The following is a 16,831-nucleotide window of genomic DNA, read 5'->3' on the forward strand; positions in this document are numbered from 1 at the left end:
GAAGCGGGCTTGCCCGCGAAGCCAACACCGTGGTGGATGGCACGGGCTTCGCCCGTGTTCGCGGGCAAGCCCGCTCCCACAGGGATCGCGCCAGCTTTTTGAAATTGAGCAAGACAGTTGCTCCCACCTCGACCGCATCGGCCTCGAGCCAGGTGCTATCCCTGTGGGAGCTGGCTTGCCGGCGATGAGGCCAGTACAGGCAACACAAGACAGTTGCTCCCACATGGGCCGCATAGCTTTCAAGGCTTGCGCTGGACCTGTGGGAGATGGCTCAGCCTTTTGGGCTGCGCTGGCGCGTAGATAACTGAAATTGCAAGCAAACCGCGTACCCTGTGGGAGCGGCTTTAGCCGCGAAGAATCCAACGCGGTGCATGGCACCGGCTGCGCCGGTGTTCGCGGCTAAAGCCGCTCCCACAGGGGCCCCGCTAATTCAATGAGTTATGTGCAGTTCGATGAGAGCGGGTTTACCCGCGAATGGGCCGCAAGGTCCTATCAGTTCTGCTCAGCCACGCTGGACTTGCCCTGGCGCGTCTCGATCTCGCCAATCAAGCGCTTGGCCAGTGCCGGGTAGTTTTCGTCGAAGTGGTGCCCCCCCGGCAGCTTCAGGCGTTCACCCACCGCAGTCTTGTCGGTGCAACCGCTCTCGTCGGTTTCTTCCACGCCATACACACACACCACCTTGGACGCCGGCAGTTTGGCCATTTCCGGCCCGGTTGGCGCTTCCTGGCCTTCCTTGCCCAGCCAGCCCTCGACTTCGATCTCGAAGCTGCCGCTGCGTGCAAAGGCCAGCAGCATCACCGCGTCGATACGCTGCTGGTCCTCGGCCGGCAGGCGGTTGTAGATCGCCGGCAGGACGTCGGCACCGAACGAATAACCGGTCAGCACGAAGCGCTTGGTGCCCCACTTCTGTCTGTAGTGCTGCATCAGCTCGGACAGGTCGGCGGCGCTTTGTTCCGGGGTCTTGTGTTGCCAGTAGTAGCGCAGTGTGTCGATGCCGACCACCGGGTAACCAAGCTTGGCCATTTCCCCGGCCACGTCGCGGTCCAGGTCTCGCCAGCCGCCATCACCGGAAAGGAACAGGGTGACCGTGTCGGTGGTCTGCCCGGCTGGCACCTCGACTACCGGAATGGCCAGGGCGTTGCCGTCGTGGCCGACCAGGGCCTGGGTCAGTTGGGCCTTGAGCACTTGTGGCAGGTGGATGTCGTAGTCACTGATGCTGGTTTCGGCATTGGCCTGGTCGCGCACGAAGGCGGCGCTGGCGTCATCCGGGTTGTCGTTCCAGGCGACGTTCCAGTGGCCGTGGGCGGCCGACTTCGGCAGCGCTGTCTGGCAGCCCGGCTGTTCCAGGCTGAAGCCCACGGAAATCGCCCGCGCCTTGTCGTTGTTCTGGCTGGCCAGCCAGCGCCAGGCCTGGGCGGCGCCAGGGCCGATACCGGCAACCAGGGTCGGCTTCTCCGGTAACTGGCCCAAGGCCTGGTCCAGGGCCTGTTGTTGTTTGCTGCAGTCATTGGGCGGCAGGATCACCTGCACCAGTTGCGCTTCGCCAGCCTGGGCCAGGTCCAGCAGCTGCCTGTCGGTCAGCGCCTGGTCCTGGGGTACGCCGATGGCCACCCGGGCCTTGGGGTGCACGGCTGGGGTCACACGGGTGATGCGTGTGTCATTGATGCTCAGTTGTTCCAGGCGTGCCTCGGGAGCCGGGCGCGTCCATAGCCAGAACGCCAGCGCGCCTCCCAGGGCGGTCAACAGCAGGGGAACCAGCAGGTACAGCCAAAAGCGTCGGGTCATCAACGTTTCACCAATCCAGTCAGGCCGCCTGCGATCAGGGCGGCGGTGTCAGCCAGTGCCACCAGCGGGTCGAGCCCGGCCGGCACGGCCATGTAACGGGGTTCCCAGTCCGGTTGGAACTTGTCCTTGAAGCGTCGAAGCCCCTGGAAGTTGTACAACTGCTCGCCACGGCGGAACACCATCGAGCCCAGGCGCTGGGTCAAGGGCGCGCCACGCCGCGGCTGCAGACCGGAAAGCGGCACCATGCCCAGGCTGAAGCGGGCGTAGTCATGGCTTTTGTAGTGCAAGATCAGGCCGATCATCATGAATTCCATGGTCAGCTTCGGGGCCTCGGGGTGCGCACGCATCAGGTCAAGGCTGGCCAGTTCCTTGCCATGGGTTTCCAGCAGGTTGGCGAAAGCCACCGTGCGGCCTTGGAAGCGGATCAGGGCAATGCGAAAATGCTGCAGGTATTCAGGGCTGAAGCGCCCCAGCGAGAAGCCTTTCTCGCGCACGTTCTTGCCGCCAAGCCAGGCGTCGGAAATTTCCTTCAGCTCTGCCAGCGGGGCATGCCCGGGTTCGTGGATTTCCAGGCTCAGGCCGTCACGGCCGCCACGGTTCCAGGTGTAGCGCAGGTCCTTCATTTCCTTGCCCTTGGCTTCGAGATCGAAACGGCGCAAGTCGACCCGGGCTTCTTCACCCAGCTTCAGCGCGGTCAGGCCGATGTCCATGTAGAACGGCAGGTTCTCGGCGCGCACCTGATAGAACACCGGGCGGGCATGGTGCAGGTCGCACAGGTCGCGGAACTGCCAGATCATCTCGGCGCGCTCCTGGGCCGGGCCGATCGGGTCGTACAGGGCCACCAAGCTGCGACCGCGACGGGCGTACATGAGGAAGGCGTTGTTGCCAGGGTGGAACAGCAGCGCCTTGTCACCGGTCAGCGCCAGGCCGCCATCTGGCTGGTCGGATGCCAGCAGAATGCGGTTGGCACGCAGCAGCTCTTCTTCGTCTGGCAAGTGGATCACCGGCGGTGCGGTACGCAGCAGCCAGGTCAGGGCCACGGCCGCCAGCAGCAAGGCGCTGCCCATGGCGGCGCGCAGGCCACGCGGGGCATCGGCATCGAGGGTGAACTGCCACCACAACTGATGGCTGTAGGGAACATCCTGATAGGCGAACAGCAACAACCAAACCGATGCGCCGACCACACAGGCGCTGGCTACCAGAAACACCGGCGAGAATGGCAATTCGAGCAGGCGGCTGGGGCGGTAGAAGGAGCGGCGGAATAGGGCGAGCAGAGCGGCAGTGAGGGTCAGCAAGCAGGCCTCTTCCCAATCGAAGCCCTTGAGCAGCGACAGCAGGGCACCGACCAACAACAGCACGGTGGTCAGTAGCCAGGCGGCGGACAGGCGCCGGCGCAGGCCTTGTGCCAGCAGCAGGCACAGCACGCCGATCAGGCTGGCGCCAAAATGCGAAGCATCGATCAGGCGGTGCGGAACCAGGAAACCCATGTGCTCCAGGCGGGTGTCGATTTCGGGCGTGGCACCGGAGAACAGCAGCACCACCCCGGACAGGAATACCAGGATCGAAAGGATCGGTGCAGCCAGCCCGGAAGCGGCCTTGATAGCCTGTTGCGCGAACAGCAGGCGCCGGGCCTCGTTGGCCAGCAGCAGCGCGCAGGCCAGCAGCAGCGGCAGCACCACGTAGATCAGCCGATACAGCAGCAGTGCCGCTGCCAGCGGCGCCGCGCCAAGTTGGTCGGCAAAAGCCGCCAGTAGTATGGCTTCGAATACCCCGACGCCGCCCGGTACGTGGCTGAGCACACCTGCGGCCAAGGCCAGCAGGTACACCAGGATAAAGGCACCGAATGGCGGTGCTTCGGGCAGTAGCAGATACAGCACGGTGGCGGCAGCGGCGACATCCAGTGCGGTGATCAGCAATTGCAGGGCCGCCAGGCGTGCGCCGGGCAGGCGCAGCGTGCGGCGGCCCAGTTGTACCAGCAGGTTGTTGGCCAATGGTTGTTCAGCCAGGCGTCGGCGGTATAGACCGAAAACCAGCACGCTGCACACCAGCAGCACGGCTGTGGCGATACCTGCCAGCAAGCCAGGCGCCAAACCCAGTGCGGCCGAGGCCGCCGGCAGGTCGCTCAAGGTCGCCAAGGCGGCCAGAGGCGGTAGCGCGCAGCCCAGTGACAGGCTGGCAAAAACGGTCATCCGTGCAACTTCACCTGCGCCAACCCCTTGGCGTGCATACAGGCGATAGCGCACCGAACCGCCCGAAAGCATCGACAGGCCGATGGCGTTACCTATGGCAAAGGCGCTGAAGCCGCCCAGCACCAGGCTGCTCGCGGGCAGTTTCACGCCGGCATAGCGGCTGGCCGACCACTCGTAACCGAGCAGGATCACGAAACCGAGCACGGTTGCCAGCAAGGCGCCAAGTAAAGACTGGGTCGGCACGCTGAGCATGGCATCGTGCAAGGCATAGATGTCCAACTCGCTCAACAGGTGGCGACAGGCGACCAAGGCCATGGTGAACAACACCAGGGTCACTACCAGGCCGATGGGCTGGCGGTAACGGCTCATGCGTTCCAGCAAGGGCAGACGTTGTACGGCGCCAGGCAGCTTTGTGGCAAGCGGCACCGGGGATTCGGGATTGTGGGAAGTCATGGATTTCCCCGGGCGTGCAGCGCGAGGTGAGGGAAAGGTATGGCCAAGTGAAAGTCCCTTAGAAAAACGTATCCAATGTTACTCCGGCCTCGAGCGTTTTCAGCGGTCTGGCAGGGTTAAAGATAGTTCATCCTGGGCACGACCTCTCAAGCCTGCGGGTTGGCTGTAGGACGGGAAAATTTGGGGGGGCGAAAAGCAGGAGGGGAGAAGCAACAAACCCCGCGCTGCTGTTACACAGGCGGGGTTTGTTCTGACGAATATGGTTGCGGGAGCCGGATTTGAACCGACGACCTTCGGGTTATGAGCCCGACGAGCTACCAGGCTGCTCCATCCCGCGCCTGTGAGATCGAATTCTACGGATTTACCCGCGGGTGTCAAGCTTTTTTCTGAAAAAACCTTTCTTGTTCAAACTCTTAGCGTCTGTATATGGCTCGCAGCTCAGGCGCGACGGGGCTTTCAGGCCGATTATCGAGCAATGTCGCGCACAGGCTGCATACCCGAGGGCGCATGCGATACTATCTGTATGAATTTACAGTGCTGACGGTCATCCATGTCCTTGCGCAAGATCATCCACGTCGACTGCGATTGCTTCTATGCCGCGATCGAAATGCGTGACGACCCGCGCCTGGCCGGGCGGCCCATGGCGGTGGGGGGCTCGGCCGACCGCCGTGGGGTGATCGCCACCTGCAACTATGAAGCGCGTGCCTACGGCGTGCGTTCGGCCATGTCGTCGCGGCACGCGCTGAAGCTGTGCCCGGACCTGCTGATCGTCAAGCCGCGCTTCGAGGCCTACCGTGAAGCCTCGCGGGAAATCCACACGATCTTCCGTGACTACACCGAACTGATCGAGCCGCTGTCGCTGGACGAGGCCTACCTGGATGTAAGTGACAGCCAGTGGTACTCGGGCAGCGCCACGCGCATTGCCGAGGATATCCGCCGCCGTGTCGCCCGCACCCTGCATATCACTGTCTCGGCCGGTGTGGCGCCAAACAAGTTCCTGGCCAAGATCGCCAGTGACTGGCGCAAGCCCAATGGCCTGTTCGTGATTACCCCGGGCGAAGTGGAGGCATTCGTTGCCGCCCTGCCGGTGGCCAGGTTACACGGGGTGGGCAAGGTAACGGCAGACAAGCTGGCGCGGTTGGGTATCGAAACCTGCCTGGAGCTGCGCGAATGGTCGCGTCTGGCGCTGGTGCGCGAGTTCGGCAGCTTTGGCGAGCGTTTGTGGGGGCTGGCACGGGGTGTCGATGAGCGTGCCGTGCACAATGACAGTCGCCGGCAGTCGGTCAGCGTGGAAAACACCTACGACACCGACCTGCCGGACCTGGCCAGTTGCCTGGCACGGCTGCCCGAACTTCTGGAGAGCCTGAACGAGCGTATCGCCCGCATGGACAGCAGTTACCGGCCGGAAAAACCCTTCGTCAAGGTCAAGTTCCATGACTTCAGCCAGACCACCATGGAGCAGGCGGGGGCGGGCAGGGACCTGGAGAGTTATCGCCAATTGCTGGGGCAGGCGTTTGCCCGTGGTGGCAAGCCGGTGCGCTTGCTGGGGGTAGGCGTGAGGTTGCGCGACTTGCGCGGGGCGCATGAGCAGCTGGAGCTGTTCCCGCCTCAATAATTGGCCCGCCAATTTAACGCGGTCCCTGTAGGAGCGGCCTTGTGTCGCGATGGGCTGCGAAGCAGCCCCGGCAATTCATGCATCAAGGCTGAAATCATGGGGCTGCTTCGCAGCCCATCGCGACACAAGGCCGCTCCTACAAGGTATTGCGTGATGCGGGTTACTGCGCGCCCGGGTCGGCCACCAACCGGCCAGTGGCCTTGGTCAGCGACTGCAGAAACTCCTGCTGCAACTCCGGATCGTTGCGGGTCAGTTCGATCAGGCTCTGTTCCATTTCACTGGCTTCTTCTTCCAGGCCGAGTTCGGACAAGCGCTTGACCCGGTGAACCCATTGGCCGACATCGTCATCTTCGAGGTCATCGAAGATCAGTTCATGGGCCTCGAGCAGTTTGTTGCGCAGGGTGGCGCTGACCAGCAGGCTGGCATCGCCACGTACCGCGTTGTCCTCGTCCAGCACCTGCAGGTGCAGGGTACCGATGTGGTTGAGGTTCTGCTCGGAGAACGGGCTGTCGAGCAGGTTCAGGCGCAGCACGCCGTTCCTGTCGGTGGTCAGCTCGTGGGTCATCTTGCCGGCCTTGACCTCGACCAGGCGCTCGCTCCAGGGCACGCTGGTAGATTCCTCGCGCTTGCCTTTCTGCACTTCGCTGATCCCGGCCAGGTTCTGCTGGGCACGGCCGTTGGACGGCACGTTCATGAACGGGTTGAGCCCGTCCACGCCGTAGCTGAGCCAGTCGTGGGTGATGCTTTCCGGGAGGTTGCCCAGGGCGAAGACATTGACCACGTTGGCACCCACGCCTGCCACCACGGCCACCGCACCCAGCGGGATCTCGTAGATCTCCCGCCAGGGCTGGTAAGGCGTATAGCGGTCATAGCTGCGGGTGACTTCGAATTCGGTGACTTCGAAGCGCTTCTGCTCATGCACGCGCACACGTCGTTGCGGAAGCTCCATCACCTTCGGCTCGCCGACATCGATCTGCAGGGTGTGCTCGAGCAGTTTGCGCTCGACGCGCTCCTCGTGGTCGCTGCGCTGGGACATCTGGTTGGCGCAGCCGCTGACGAGCAGGGCGCCGCACAGTGCGGCGCCCCCCAGGGGAAAGGTACTTCGCTTGAACATGATCACTCGTGCATTGGTTATCAGCGGCGAACGCGGGCCTGCAAGAAGGTCAGCACTTCATCGAGCGGCAACGACTGGGCGTCCTGCTCGGTGCGGTGCTTGTATTCCAGGTTGCCTTCGGCCAGGCCGCGATCGCTGACGACGATGCGGTGCGGGATGCCGATCAGCTCCATGTCGGCAAACTTGATGCCTGGGCTGGTCTTCTTGTCACGGTCGTCCAGCAGCACTTCGTAGCCGGCAGCGGTCAGCTCGGCATACAGCTTGTCGGTCGCCTCGCGAACCACCTCGGTTTCGTAGCGCAGCGGTACCAGAGCGATCTGGAACGGGGCCAGGGCGTCGTTCCAGATGATGCCCTTTTCGTCGTAGCTCTGCTCGATGGCAGCTGCGACCACGCGGGACACACCGATGCCGTAGCAGCCCATGGACAGGGTTACCGGCTTGCCGTTCTCGCCCAGCACCTGGCACTTCAGCGCCTCGCTGTACTTGGTGCCGAGCTGGAAGATGTGGCCCACTTCGATGCCGCGCTTGATCACCAGGGTACCCTGGCCGTCCGGGCTCGGGTCGCCTTCGACCACGTTACGCAGGTCGGCGACCTGTGGAACCGGCAGGTCGCGCTCCCAGTTCACGCCGAAGTAGTGCTTGTCGTCGATGTTGGCGCCAATGCCGAAGTCGCTCATCAGGGCAACCGAGCGGTCAATGACGATTTCCAGCGGCAGATTCAGCGGGCCGAGCGAGCCGGCGCCGGCACCAATGGCCTCGCGCAGTTCGGCGTCGGTGGCCATGACCAGCGGGTCGGCAACCTGTTCCAGCTTGGCCGCCTTGATTTCGTTGAGCTCATGGTCGCCACGCACGATCAGTGCTACCAGCTTGCCTTCTTCGGCGCCGCGCACGATCAGGGTCTTGACGGTTTTCTCGATCGGCAGGCCGAAGTTTTCCACCAGCTGGGCGATGGTCTTGGCGTTCGGCGTGTCGACCAGGCGCAGCTCCTCGGTAGGGGCGGGGCGCACGGTTTCACGCGGGATGGCCTCTGCCTTCTCGATGTTGGCGGCGTAGTCGGAGCTGTCGCTGAAGATCACGTCGTCTTCGCCGGACTCGGCCAGTACGTGGAACTCGTGCGAATAGCTGCCACCGATGGAGCCGGTGTCGGCCTGAACCGGGCGGAAGTCCAGGCCCAGGCGGGTGAACACGTTGCTATACGCCTGGTGCATGCGGTCGTAGGTTTCCTGCAGGGAAGCCTGGTCGGCATGGAACGAGTAGGCGTCCTTCATGATGAACTCGCGACCGCGCATCAGGCCGAAGCGCGGGCGGATCTCGTCACGGAACTTGGTCTGGATCTGGTACATGTTGAGCGGCAGCTGTTTATAGCTGGACAGCTCGTTGCGGGCCAGGTCGGTGATCACTTCCTCGTGGGTCGGGCCGACGCAGAAGTCGCGCTGGTGGCGATCCTTCAGGCGCAGCAGCTCGGGGCCATACTGTTCCCAGCGGCCGGATTCCTGCCACAGTTCGGCGGGCTGGATGCTGGGCATCAGCACTTCCAGGGCGCCGGCGGCGTTCATTTCCTCACGCACCACGGCCTCGACCTTGCGCATCACCCGCAAGCCCATCGGCAGCCAGGTGTACAGGCCAGAGGCCAGTTTGCGGATCATGCCGGCACGCAGCATGAGCTGATGGCTGATGACCACTGCGTCGGCAGGGGTTTCTTTCTGGGTGGCGAGCAAATATTGACTGGTGCGCATGGTGAGCCGTGTCGATTGCCTAAGACATTGAAATGACCCCGCATTGTACGGGGGCGAAACGAAGGCGTACAGGATGCCCCAGGGCGTGACGCTTGTCAGCCAAGAAAAAGCCCGGCGTGATCGCCGGGCTTTTTCAAGTGCGGGGCACTGCAAGCCAGGCTTACAGGATGCTCAGCGGGTACTCCACGATCAGGCGCAGTTCGTCGATCGATGGGGAATCGTAGTAGACGCCATCGGAAGAGCGATAGGTGGCTTGACGCACGCGGAAGCTCAGGTCTTTTGCCGGGCCGCTTTGCAGCACGTACTTGATGTCGACGTCGCGTTCCCATTCCTTGCCGTTGCTGGTGCCGGCGACGTTGGCGTCGGTACCGCGTACATAACGGGTCATGAAGGTCAGGCCCGGGATGCCGTATTCGGCGAAGTTCAGGTCGTAGCGAGCCTGCCAGGACTTCTCGTCTTCGGCGTTGAAGTCGGAACGGGCCACGGAGTTGGCCAGGAAGATGGTGCCGCCACCGTCGATGCCATAGCCGTAGTCGCCGTCACCGGTGACTTTCTGGTAGGCCAGGGTGAAGGTGTGAGCGCCAATGTTGTAGGCGCCCGACAGGCTGAACGCGCGGTTGTCCAGCTTGTCGCCATCGAATGCGCGGTACTCGGCCGAGCCTTCGCTCTTGGTGTCATAGATGTTGAAGTCGAACACCAGGCCTTGTTTGTCCGAGATCGGCAGTGCCCAGTTGACGTTGGCGTAGTATTTGCGCCAGTAGTCTTCAACCTTCGAGTAGTACAGGCTGGTGCTGAGGTTGTCGGTGAAGGCGTAGGTACCACCTACCACGTTGGCTTCCTTCAGGCCGAAGCTGTCGCGGTTGGTTTGCTCCTGGGCGGTCAGGCTGGTGAAATGACCAGCGTGCAGGGTCAGGCCCTCGATCTCGTTGCTGGTGATCAGGGTGCCTTGGGCAATTTCCGGCAGCAGGCGGCTGTCGTCGGTGGCGAAGACCGGCAGAGCGGTGAACTGGTCACCCACTTTCAGCACGGTGTCGGAGATGCGGAATTTAACCGCGCCGCCGGCTTTGGAGTAGTCATCCTGCGAACGGCCGTCAGAGCCGGTAGGGAACAGGCCGGTACCGGCGCGGCCCTTGCCGCTGTCCAGTTTCAGGCCGAGCATGCCGATGGCATCGACACCCACACCAACGGTGCCCTGGGTGAAGCCGGACTCGAAGGTGCCGAGGAAGCCCAGGCCGGTTTCTTCACGACGGCTCTGGGTGCCGGCTGGGTTGTTACGGAAGTCACGGCTGAAGTACAGCATGCGGGTCTTGACGTTCAGCTTGCTGTCTTCGATGAAACCTTTGGACTCGTCCTGGGAAGAGGCCAATGCCAACTGCGAGGTCCCTGCCGCAACGGCCAGGGCGATCATGCTCCACTTCATCACGCGCATCGTGATTTGCTCCTTTGGTTTTTAGGAAGAGTACCGCTGCGTCCAAGTGTTCTAGTTATATGGGGCAGCTCTTTCTTGTTATGTCGGCGAAAATGTATAGCACGCTGACTGTTCTTGGCGATATGGGTATAAGCATCCTTTTCGGAACTTTTTCACCATGTCGCTTCTAGGTAGTTCCATGTCGCAAATCACGCCCCGGTTTAAGGGCCGTCAACACCAGCGCTGCTTCTTTCACCGTAAAGAATCTGTAACTACCGATTCCGGTTGGGAAACTCCCTGGTAACCACTGTCGCTGTTGTTATTTGTCGCGTTCACCCGCCGATGCAGATGTCGTGCCGACTTGGCGTGAAAGGAATGCAACAAGCGTGCTCAAAATTCACAACGCTTCATGAAATTTTCACAAAACCTGCTACCGGGGGTCGGAAAGTGCCGTAAACACGGGGCGGGAGGCGCCTGATGCGGTAGCACGGTCAAGAATCGTTAAAATTTGAAAAGCTGTCATGAAAGTCAATGTGTTACCGCAACTTGTTCATGCAGCGTCACCCGCGGGGTGACAAGTGTGGTGCGAGGGGTATCGGTGGCCTCATTTTGGTGCGAAAAGTAGCGCTGTGTTACCGGGAACGTGCAGGGTATCCTTGCAGGCCTGTTTTCCGCGTGAAGCGGGTTGGTTCTGCCTGAAGGAGATTTGCCGTGTTCGTCCTCGATTCGCGTTTGCAGCAGGATTCGCTGGTGCTGGGGGAGTTTGCGCTGTGCCAGTTGCTGCTGAGCAAGGATGCCAACTATCCATGGTTCATACTGGTGCCCAAGCGCGCCGGCATCAGCGAGCTGTTCGAGCTCGATGCTGCGGAGCAGCAGCAGTTGTGGCAGGAAACCACCGGCCTGGCCGAAGCGCTGAAAGCCAGCTACAGCGCCGACAAGATGAACGTGGCTACGTTGGGTAATGTGGTCAGTCAGTTGCACATGCACGTGATCGTGCGCCAGCGCGACGACGCGGCCTGGCCGGCACCGGTGTGGGGCAAGTGCCCGGCGACGGCGTACACCGACGACCAGGTGCAAGCCATCCGCCAGCGCCTGCGCGGGCTGCAGCTCGCCGGTTACCAGGAGGCCTGACATGCCGCTTGAATCACGAGTGGTCGAACTGGAAACCCGCCTGGCGTTTCAGGATGACACCATCCAGGCATTGAATGACGTGGTGGTCGAGCAGGGCCGGGTGATCGAGCGGCTGCAGTTGCAGATGGCCGAGCTGATCAAACGTTACGAAGAGATGGTTGGCCAGTATGGCAGCGAAGGGGACGAGGCACCGCCGCCTCATTATTGATACCTGAACCTGCTACACATATTCCGCTGGATGCACACAAACCTTGTGGGTGCGGCATGCTCGCTCCCACAAGGGATGGTTTCTGCAAACGGGATCAGCGGCGGGTTACCGCAACCACATCCTCGGCCTGCAGGCCCTTGTCGCGGTGCATCACGGAAAACTCCACGCGCTGGCCTTCCACCAGGATGCGGTGGCCTTCGCCACGAATGGCGCGAAAGTGCACGAAGATATCATCGCCCGAGTCGCGGGAGATGAAGCCGAAGCCTTTGGACGTGTTGAACCATTTCACGGTGCCGGTATCACGACTGCCACCATCCTGCGCCGCGTGCTGGCTGGTGCGTGCCTTGCGGGGGCTGCGGGCAAAGCCCACGGCCAGGTGCACGGCCACGGCCAGCGCTGCGCAGACCAGTGCGGCCAGGTTGCCCATTTCCGGGCGGGCCAGCAGTGTCAGGGTCTGCAGCACCACGGCCACCACCAGCAGGGCACAGGCCAGGTGCTGCAACTGCTGCCGCGCGCCGCGGTAGTACAGTGGCACGACCGGGGCCAGCACCAGGTTGAGCAGGCCGAGCAGGGCGAGATAGACCGCGTCGGGTTGTTGCAGGAAGGGTAACGCATCGGTTTTCAGGCTGGGCATGAGCGATAGCAGCAAGGCTGCCACGCCCGTCACCAGATGGACGATCTTGAACATGGGGTTGGCTCACAGTTGATAAGGCCGATCACAGGAAGAGCTGGCAGCACGGTGCGCATGAGGTGTAGAGCGCGAACACGCGGCAGGCCAGCCTATGCACCCGGCAAATGGCAATCCGCACGGGTGGCACCATGCCTATTTAACAGTAAAGCCGCAGGCTACTCAAACCGCTGTCCCCGAGGGGCGATGTGTTGCGCCATGTCACATGCGGCGCAGACCAAGTGTTGCTACAGTGGTCGGCACCCGCTTGGGTCTCACGCCTTATGGAAAGGGGAACTTCATGGCAATTGATATCGGTATCAGTGAAGAAGATCGCAAGTCCATCGTCGATGGGCTGTCCCGCCTGTTGTCGGATACCTACGTGTTGTATCTGAAAACCCATAACTTCCACTGGAACGTCACCGGTCCGTCGTTCCGCACCCTGCACCTGATGTTCGAAGAGCAGTACAACGAACTGGCGCTGGCGGTCGACTCGATTGCCGAGCGCATCCGCGCCCTGGGCTTCCCGGCACCGGGGTCTTATGCATTTTATGCGCAGCACTCCTCGATCAAGGAGGAGGAAGGGGTGCCGCATGCCGACGAGATGATCCGCCAGCTGGTGCAGGGCCAGGAAGCCGTGGTGCGTACCGCGCGCAGCATCTTCCCGGTGGTGGACAAGGTCAGTGACGAGCCGACCGCCGACCTGCTGACCCAGCGCATGCAGGTGCACGAGAAGACCGCCTGGATGCTGCGGGTGCTGCTCGACGGCAAGTAGATACCCAACGCTGTATCGGCCCTTGTAGGAGCGGCCTTGTGTCGCGATGGGCTGCGAAGCAGCCCCAGCAATTTGTGCAATTGCACTCAAACCCTGGGGCTGCTTCGCAGCCCATCGCGACACAAGGCCGCTCCTACAGGTCCTGCGCAATTTTGTGCAGGAAGATTTTGCCGCTGCTTTAAGCTCGCCCAACAGCGCTTCATAGGCCACCTGGTACCTGTGACGAGGAAGTGTGGCGCATGACGCAAGCAAGCAAGCGTGTGGCTGGCCAGGGGCGTTGGCCGGGTAAACAGTGCATCGATCCGTTCAAGGCGGATTTCGACATGTTGCAGACCCAGCCGGTGTCACGCTCGGTGCGGCTCAACGGCTTTTCCACCTGCCTGCGGCTGGAGGCCGTCTACTGGGGTATCCTGGAGCGCATCGCAGCGGCCAACCGCTGCTCGGTCAGTGCGGTCCTGTCCTATGTGGATCGTGAGGTGCACCTGCGACAAGGCGGGGTGCGCAACTTCAGCGGGCTGATCCGGGTGATCTGCGTCGCCTGGCTGCTGGACCCGCCAAGTGTGCGCTGATCGCCTGGCGGGCTGCGCAGTGCTTGTTAACCATATATAATCCCGCTTTTTGCTGCCCCGGCAGCCAGCGTTGTGGTTGACGAGAGACACCCATGCCCCTTTATGACTATCAATGTGCATCCTGCGAGCACCGCATGGAAGTGCTGCAGAAGATCAGCGCCGCGCCGCTGACCGATTGCCCGGCCTGCCAGGCGCCGGCGCTGAAGAAGCTGCTGTCGGTGCCAGGCTTCCGCCTGAGCGGTAACGGTTGGTACGAAACCGACTTCAAGACCGGGGCGAAAAAGAATCTGGCAGGCGGCGACAAGGCCGACTGAGTTGAATGCTGTGACCGGGTCTTGCAGTATTAGCCCTCTCCGGGCGGCCAAGGCCTCCACCGAATACACGAATCACGAGAAGCGAAACCACCATCATGATGCGCAGCCATTATTGCGGCCAACTGAACGAGAGCCTGGACGGCCAGGAAGTCACCCTTTGCGGCTGGGTCCATCGTCGCCGCGACCACGGCGGGGTGATCTTCCTCGACATCCGTGACCGCGAAGGCATGGCCCAGGTCGTGTTCGACCCGGATCGCGCCGAAACCTTCGCCGCTGCCGACCGCGTGCGCAGCGAATACGTCGTGCAGATCACCGGCAAGGTCCGCAAGCGCCCTGAAGGTGCGGTGAATGCCAACATGGCTTCCGGCGCCATCGAGATCCTCGGCTACCAGCTGAACGTGCTCAACGAAGCGGAAACCCCACCGTTCCCGCTGAACGAATACTCCGACGTCGGCGAGGAAACCCGCCTGCGCTACCGTTTCATCGACCTGCGTCGCCCGGAAATGGCCGACAAGCTGCGCCTGCGTTCGCGTATCACCAGCAGCATCCGTCGCTTCCTCGACGAAAACGGCTTCCTTGACGTCGAGACGCCGATCCTGACCCGTGCCACCCCGGAAGGCGCGCGTGACTACCTGGTGCCTAGCCGTACTCATGCCGGCAGCTTCTTTGCCCTGCCGCAGTCGCCGCAGCTGTTCAAGCAGTTGCTGATGGTTGCCGGCTTCGATCGCTACTACCAGATCGCCAAGTGCTTCCGTGACGAAGACCTGCGTGCCGACCGCCAGCCGGAATTCACCCAGATCGACATCGAGACCAGCTTCCTCGATGAAAGCGAGATCATGGGCCTGACCGAAAGCATGATCCGCAAGCTGTTCAAGGAAGTGCTGGACCTGGAATTCGGCGAATTCCCGCACATGACCTTCGAAGAAGCCATGCGCCGCTACGGCTCTGACAAACCGGACCTGCGTATCCCGCTGGAACTGGTCGACGTTGCCGACCAGCTCAAGGATGTCGACTTCAAGGTGTTCGCCGGCCCGGCCAACGATCCGAAGTGCCGCGTTACCGCCCTGCGTCTGCCTGGCGGCGCCAGCATGCCGCGCAGCAAGATCGACGAGTACACCAAGTTCGTCGGTATCTACGGTGCCAAGGGCCTGGCCTACATCAAGGTCAACGAGCGCGCCAAGGGTGTCGAAGGCCTGCAGTCGCCGATTGTCAAGAACATCCCCGAGGCCAACCTCAACACCATCCTCGACCGCGTTGGCGCCGTTGACGGTGACATCGTGTTCTTCGGTGCCGACAAGTTCAAGGTGGTCAGCGAAGCCCTGGGCGCGCTGCGTATCCGCCTGGGCCACGACTTCGAGCTGCTGACTTGCGAGTGGGCACCGATGTGGGTGGTCGACTTCCCGATGTTCGAAGAGAACGAGGACGGCAGCTTCACCGCGCTGCACCACCCGTTCACCGCGCCGAAGTGCACCCCGGAAGAGCTCGAGGCCAACCCGGCCGTGGCCCTGTCCCGTGCCTACGACATGGTCCTGAACGGTACCGAGCTGGGTGGCGGTTCGATCCGTATCCACCGTAAAGAGATGCAACAGGCTGTGTTCCGCCTGCTGGGCATCGAAGCGGCAGAACAGGAAGAGAAGTTCGGCTTCCTGCTCGACGCCCTGAAGTTCGGTGCACCGCCTCACGGTGGCCTGGCCTTCGGCCTGGATCGCCTGGTCATGCTGATGACCGGTGCCCAGTCGATTCGTGAAGTGATCGCCTTCCCGAAAACCCAGAGCGCCGCGTGCGTCATGACCCAGGCCCCTGGCCTGGTCGACGCCAAGGCCCTGCGCGAGCTGCACATCCGACTGCGCGAACAGACCAAGGTCGAGTAAGCAGTCCCCGGGCGCATCCACATGGATGCGCCTTTGCGTTCCGGCGCAGGCAATTTCCCGCCCCGCCCCCTACAGGGGCGGGGCTGTTTGTGATTCAAAGGATTCGGAGTCGTTATGGCTGGTCATTCCAAGTGGGCGAACATCAAGCACCGCAAAGAGCGCCAGGATGCCAAGAGAGGCAAGATCTTCACCAAGTGGATCCGCGAACTGACAGTCGCTGCCAAGCAGGGTGGTGCTGACCCGGCATCCAACCCGCGCCTGCGTTTGGCGCTGGACAAGGCCCTGGGTGCCAACATGAGCCGCGACATCATCGATCGTGCCGTGGCCCGTGGTGCCGGCACCAACGAAAGCGACAACGTCGAAGAGCTCAGTTACGAAGGTTACGGTCCGGGGGGCGTGGCGATCATGGTCGAGGCCATGACCGACAACCGCAACCGTACTGCCGCCGCCGTGCGTCATGCCTTCACCAAGTGTGGTGGCAACCTGGGCACCGACGGTTCGGTGGCCTACCTGTTCGAGCGCAAGGGGCAGATCAGCTTTGCTCCGGGCGTGGAAGAAGACGCGCTGATGGAAGCGGCGATGGAAGCCGATGCCGACGACGTGGTGGCCAACGACGATGGCTCGTTCGACGTGTTCACCTCGTTCAACAGCTTCTACGCCGTGCGCAATGCCCTGGAAGAGGCTGGCTTCAAGGCCGCTGACGCTGAAATCGTCATGCAGCCGACCACCAGCGCCGAACTCGACCAGGACGGTGCCGAGAAAGTACTCAAGCTGATCGACATGCTCGAAGACCTGGATGACGTGCAGAACGTCTACTCCAATGCCCAGATTTCCGATGAGATCATGGAAAACCTCGGCTAACGTGTCCTGAGCATTCGGGCCAGGCAGGTAGCTTTATTGGGGCTGCTGTGCAGCCCATCGCCGGCAAACCAGCTCCCACAGGTACAGTGCCACCCTCCAATTTTGTCCTTTACCCGGGGGGGATGGGTTGTCGGT

Annotated in this window: 15 protein-coding genes and 1 tRNA gene; 9 read left to right on the plus strand and 7 right to left on the minus strand. The window is 62.2% G+C overall.

The window, feature by feature from the left end:
* A partial coding sequence (locus ACLCGK_RS26400) for a hypothetical protein (protein ID WP_410951949.1) occupies positions 1-188 on the plus strand: 188 nt, incomplete at its 5' end.
* Between the two features lie 304 nt (positions 189-492).
* Here ACLCGK_RS26400 and ACLCGK_RS26405 read toward each other — a convergent pair.
* From ACLCGK_RS26405 to ACLCGK_RS26415, 3 genes are all read right to left on the minus strand, one after another.
* Positions 493-1,785, minus strand: coding sequence for a virulence factor family protein (locus tag ACLCGK_RS26405; RefSeq protein WP_410953297.1), 1,293 nt, complete (start codon positions 1,783-1,785; stop codon positions 493-495).
* The gene (gene mprF, locus ACLCGK_RS26410) at positions 1,785-4,427 is read right to left on the minus strand and encodes a bifunctional lysylphosphatidylglycerol flippase/synthetase MprF (protein WP_410953298.1); all 2,643 of its coding nucleotides are present in this window, start codon (positions 4,425-4,427) and stop codon (positions 1,785-1,787) included. The genes ACLCGK_RS26405 and mprF overlap by 1 nt, the downstream gene beginning before the upstream one ends.
* Before the next feature lie 260 nt (positions 4,428-4,687).
* Positions 4,688-4,764 (minus strand) — tRNA-Met (locus ACLCGK_RS26415).
* Positions 4,765-4,983: 219 nt separating this feature from the next.
* On the opposite strand from ACLCGK_RS26415, the gene dinB reads away from it, so the two are divergent.
* On the plus strand, positions 4,984-6,042 hold the full coding sequence (gene dinB / locus ACLCGK_RS26420; RefSeq protein WP_161551482.1) for a DNA polymerase IV: 1,059 nt from the start codon (positions 4,984-4,986) through the stop codon (positions 6,040-6,042).
* Positions 6,043-6,202: 160 nt separating this feature from the next.
* On the opposite strand, the gene ACLCGK_RS26425 is transcribed toward dinB, so the two are convergent.
* The 3 genes from ACLCGK_RS26425 to ACLCGK_RS26435 all read right to left on the minus strand — a co-directional run bounded on the left by ACLCGK_RS26425 (position 6,203) and on the right by ACLCGK_RS26435 (position 10,321).
* Complete coding sequence (locus tag ACLCGK_RS26425; protein WP_023661807.1) at positions 6,203-7,156, minus strand: hypothetical protein; 954 nt, start codon at positions 7,154-7,156, stop codon at positions 6,203-6,205.
* Positions 7,157-7,176: 20 nt separating this feature from the next.
* Entirely contained in the window at positions 7,177-8,892 is a 1,716-nt protein-coding gene (locus tag ACLCGK_RS26430; RefSeq protein WP_013973819.1) for a proline--tRNA ligase, read from the minus strand.
* A gap of 160 nt (positions 8,893-9,052) precedes the next feature.
* Positions 9,053-10,321 carry an OprD family porin gene (locus tag ACLCGK_RS26435; protein WP_013973818.1) on the minus strand — a complete coding sequence of 423 codons (1,269 nt, stop codon included), beginning with the start codon at positions 10,319-10,321 and terminating at the stop codon, positions 9,053-9,055.
* 690 nt (positions 10,322-11,011) lie between these two features.
* On the opposite strand from ACLCGK_RS26435, the gene ACLCGK_RS26440 reads away from it, so the two are divergent.
* Both ACLCGK_RS26440 and ACLCGK_RS26445 read left to right on the plus strand, forming a co-directional pair.
* Positions 11,012-11,431, plus strand: coding sequence for an HIT family protein (locus tag ACLCGK_RS26440; protein WP_410953299.1), 420 nt, complete (start codon positions 11,012-11,014; stop codon positions 11,429-11,431).
* A gap of 1 nt (position 11,432) precedes the next feature.
* Positions 11,433-11,639, plus strand: a complete 207-nt coding sequence (locus tag ACLCGK_RS26445) for a SlyX family protein (protein WP_015271477.1) — start codon at positions 11,433-11,435, stop codon at positions 11,637-11,639.
* A gap of 94 nt (positions 11,640-11,733) precedes the next feature.
* Here ACLCGK_RS26445 and ACLCGK_RS26450 read toward each other — a convergent pair whose 3' ends face one another.
* Positions 11,734-12,327: a cold shock domain-containing protein membrane protein gene (locus ACLCGK_RS26450; RefSeq protein ID WP_397461873.1), complete on the minus strand. Its 594-nt coding sequence runs from the start codon at positions 12,325-12,327 to the stop codon at positions 11,734-11,736.
* 280 nt (positions 12,328-12,607) lie between these two features.
* On the opposite strand from ACLCGK_RS26450, the gene ACLCGK_RS26455 reads away from it, so the two are divergent.
* The 5 genes from ACLCGK_RS26455 to ACLCGK_RS26475 all read left to right on the plus strand — a co-directional run bounded on the left by ACLCGK_RS26455 (position 12,608) and on the right by ACLCGK_RS26475 (position 16,696).
* Positions 12,608-13,081, plus strand: coding sequence for a Dps family protein (locus tag ACLCGK_RS26455; protein ID WP_410953300.1), 474 nt, complete (start codon positions 12,608-12,610; stop codon positions 13,079-13,081).
* 239 nt (positions 13,082-13,320) lie between these two features.
* Positions 13,321-13,650, plus strand: a complete 330-nt coding sequence (locus tag ACLCGK_RS26460) for a ribbon-helix-helix domain-containing protein (RefSeq protein WP_015271475.1) — start codon at positions 13,321-13,323, stop codon at positions 13,648-13,650.
* 92 nt (positions 13,651-13,742) lie between these two features.
* Positions 13,743-13,964: an FmdB family zinc ribbon protein gene (locus ACLCGK_RS26465; protein WP_003254776.1), complete on the plus strand. Its 222-nt coding sequence runs from the start codon at positions 13,743-13,745 to the stop codon at positions 13,962-13,964.
* A 95-nt stretch (positions 13,965-14,059) separates the two neighbouring features.
* Positions 14,060-15,835, plus strand: coding sequence for an aspartate--tRNA ligase (aspS, locus tag ACLCGK_RS26470; RefSeq protein WP_023661313.1), 1,776 nt, complete (start codon positions 14,060-14,062; stop codon positions 15,833-15,835).
* Positions 15,836-15,949: 114 nt separating this feature from the next.
* Positions 15,950-16,696, plus strand: coding sequence for a YebC/PmpR family DNA-binding transcriptional regulator (locus ACLCGK_RS26475; protein ID WP_013973810.1), 747 nt, complete (start codon positions 15,950-15,952; stop codon positions 16,694-16,696).
* The last annotated feature ends 135 nt before the right edge of the window (positions 16,697-16,831 follow it).

The sequence above is a fragment of the Pseudomonas sp. S1(2024) genome (assembly GCF_046557535.1).

Coding starts and splice junctions, on each gene's coding strand:
- ACLCGK_RS26405 (WP_410953297.1), bottom strand. CDS start 1,785: ATGACCCGACGCTTTTGGCTGTACCTGCTGGTTCCCCTGCTGTTGACC.
- mprF (WP_410953298.1), bottom strand. CDS start 4,427: ATGACTTCCCACAATCCCGAATCCCCGGTGCCGCTTGCCACAAAGCTG.
- ACLCGK_RS26425 (WP_023661807.1), bottom strand. CDS start 7,156: ATGTTCAAGCGAAGTACCTTTCCCCTGGGGGGCGCCGCACTGTGCGGC.
- ACLCGK_RS26430 (WP_013973819.1), bottom strand. CDS start 8,892: ATGCGCACCAGTCAATATTTGCTCGCCACCCAGAAAGAAACCCCTGCC.
- ACLCGK_RS26435 (WP_013973818.1), bottom strand. CDS start 10,321: ATGCGCGTGATGAAGTGGAGCATGATCGCCCTGGCCGTTGCGGCAGGG.
- ACLCGK_RS26445 (WP_015271477.1), top strand. CDS start 11,433: ATGCCGCTTGAATCACGAGTGGTCGAACTGGAAACCCGCCTGGCGTTT.
- ACLCGK_RS26450 (WP_397461873.1), bottom strand. CDS start 12,327: ATGTTCAAGATCGTCCATCTGGTGACGGGCGTGGCAGCCTTGCTGCTA.
- ACLCGK_RS26455 (WP_410953300.1), top strand. CDS start 12,608: ATGGCAATTGATATCGGTATCAGTGAAGAAGATCGCAAGTCCATCGTC.
- ACLCGK_RS26460 (WP_015271475.1), top strand. CDS start 13,321: ATGACGCAAGCAAGCAAGCGTGTGGCTGGCCAGGGGCGTTGGCCGGGT.
- ACLCGK_RS26465 (WP_003254776.1), top strand. CDS start 13,743: ATGCCCCTTTATGACTATCAATGTGCATCCTGCGAGCACCGCATGGAA.
- aspS (WP_023661313.1), top strand. CDS start 14,060: ATGATGCGCAGCCATTATTGCGGCCAACTGAACGAGAGCCTGGACGGC.
- ACLCGK_RS26475 (WP_013973810.1), top strand. CDS start 15,950: ATGGCTGGTCATTCCAAGTGGGCGAACATCAAGCACCGCAAAGAGCGC.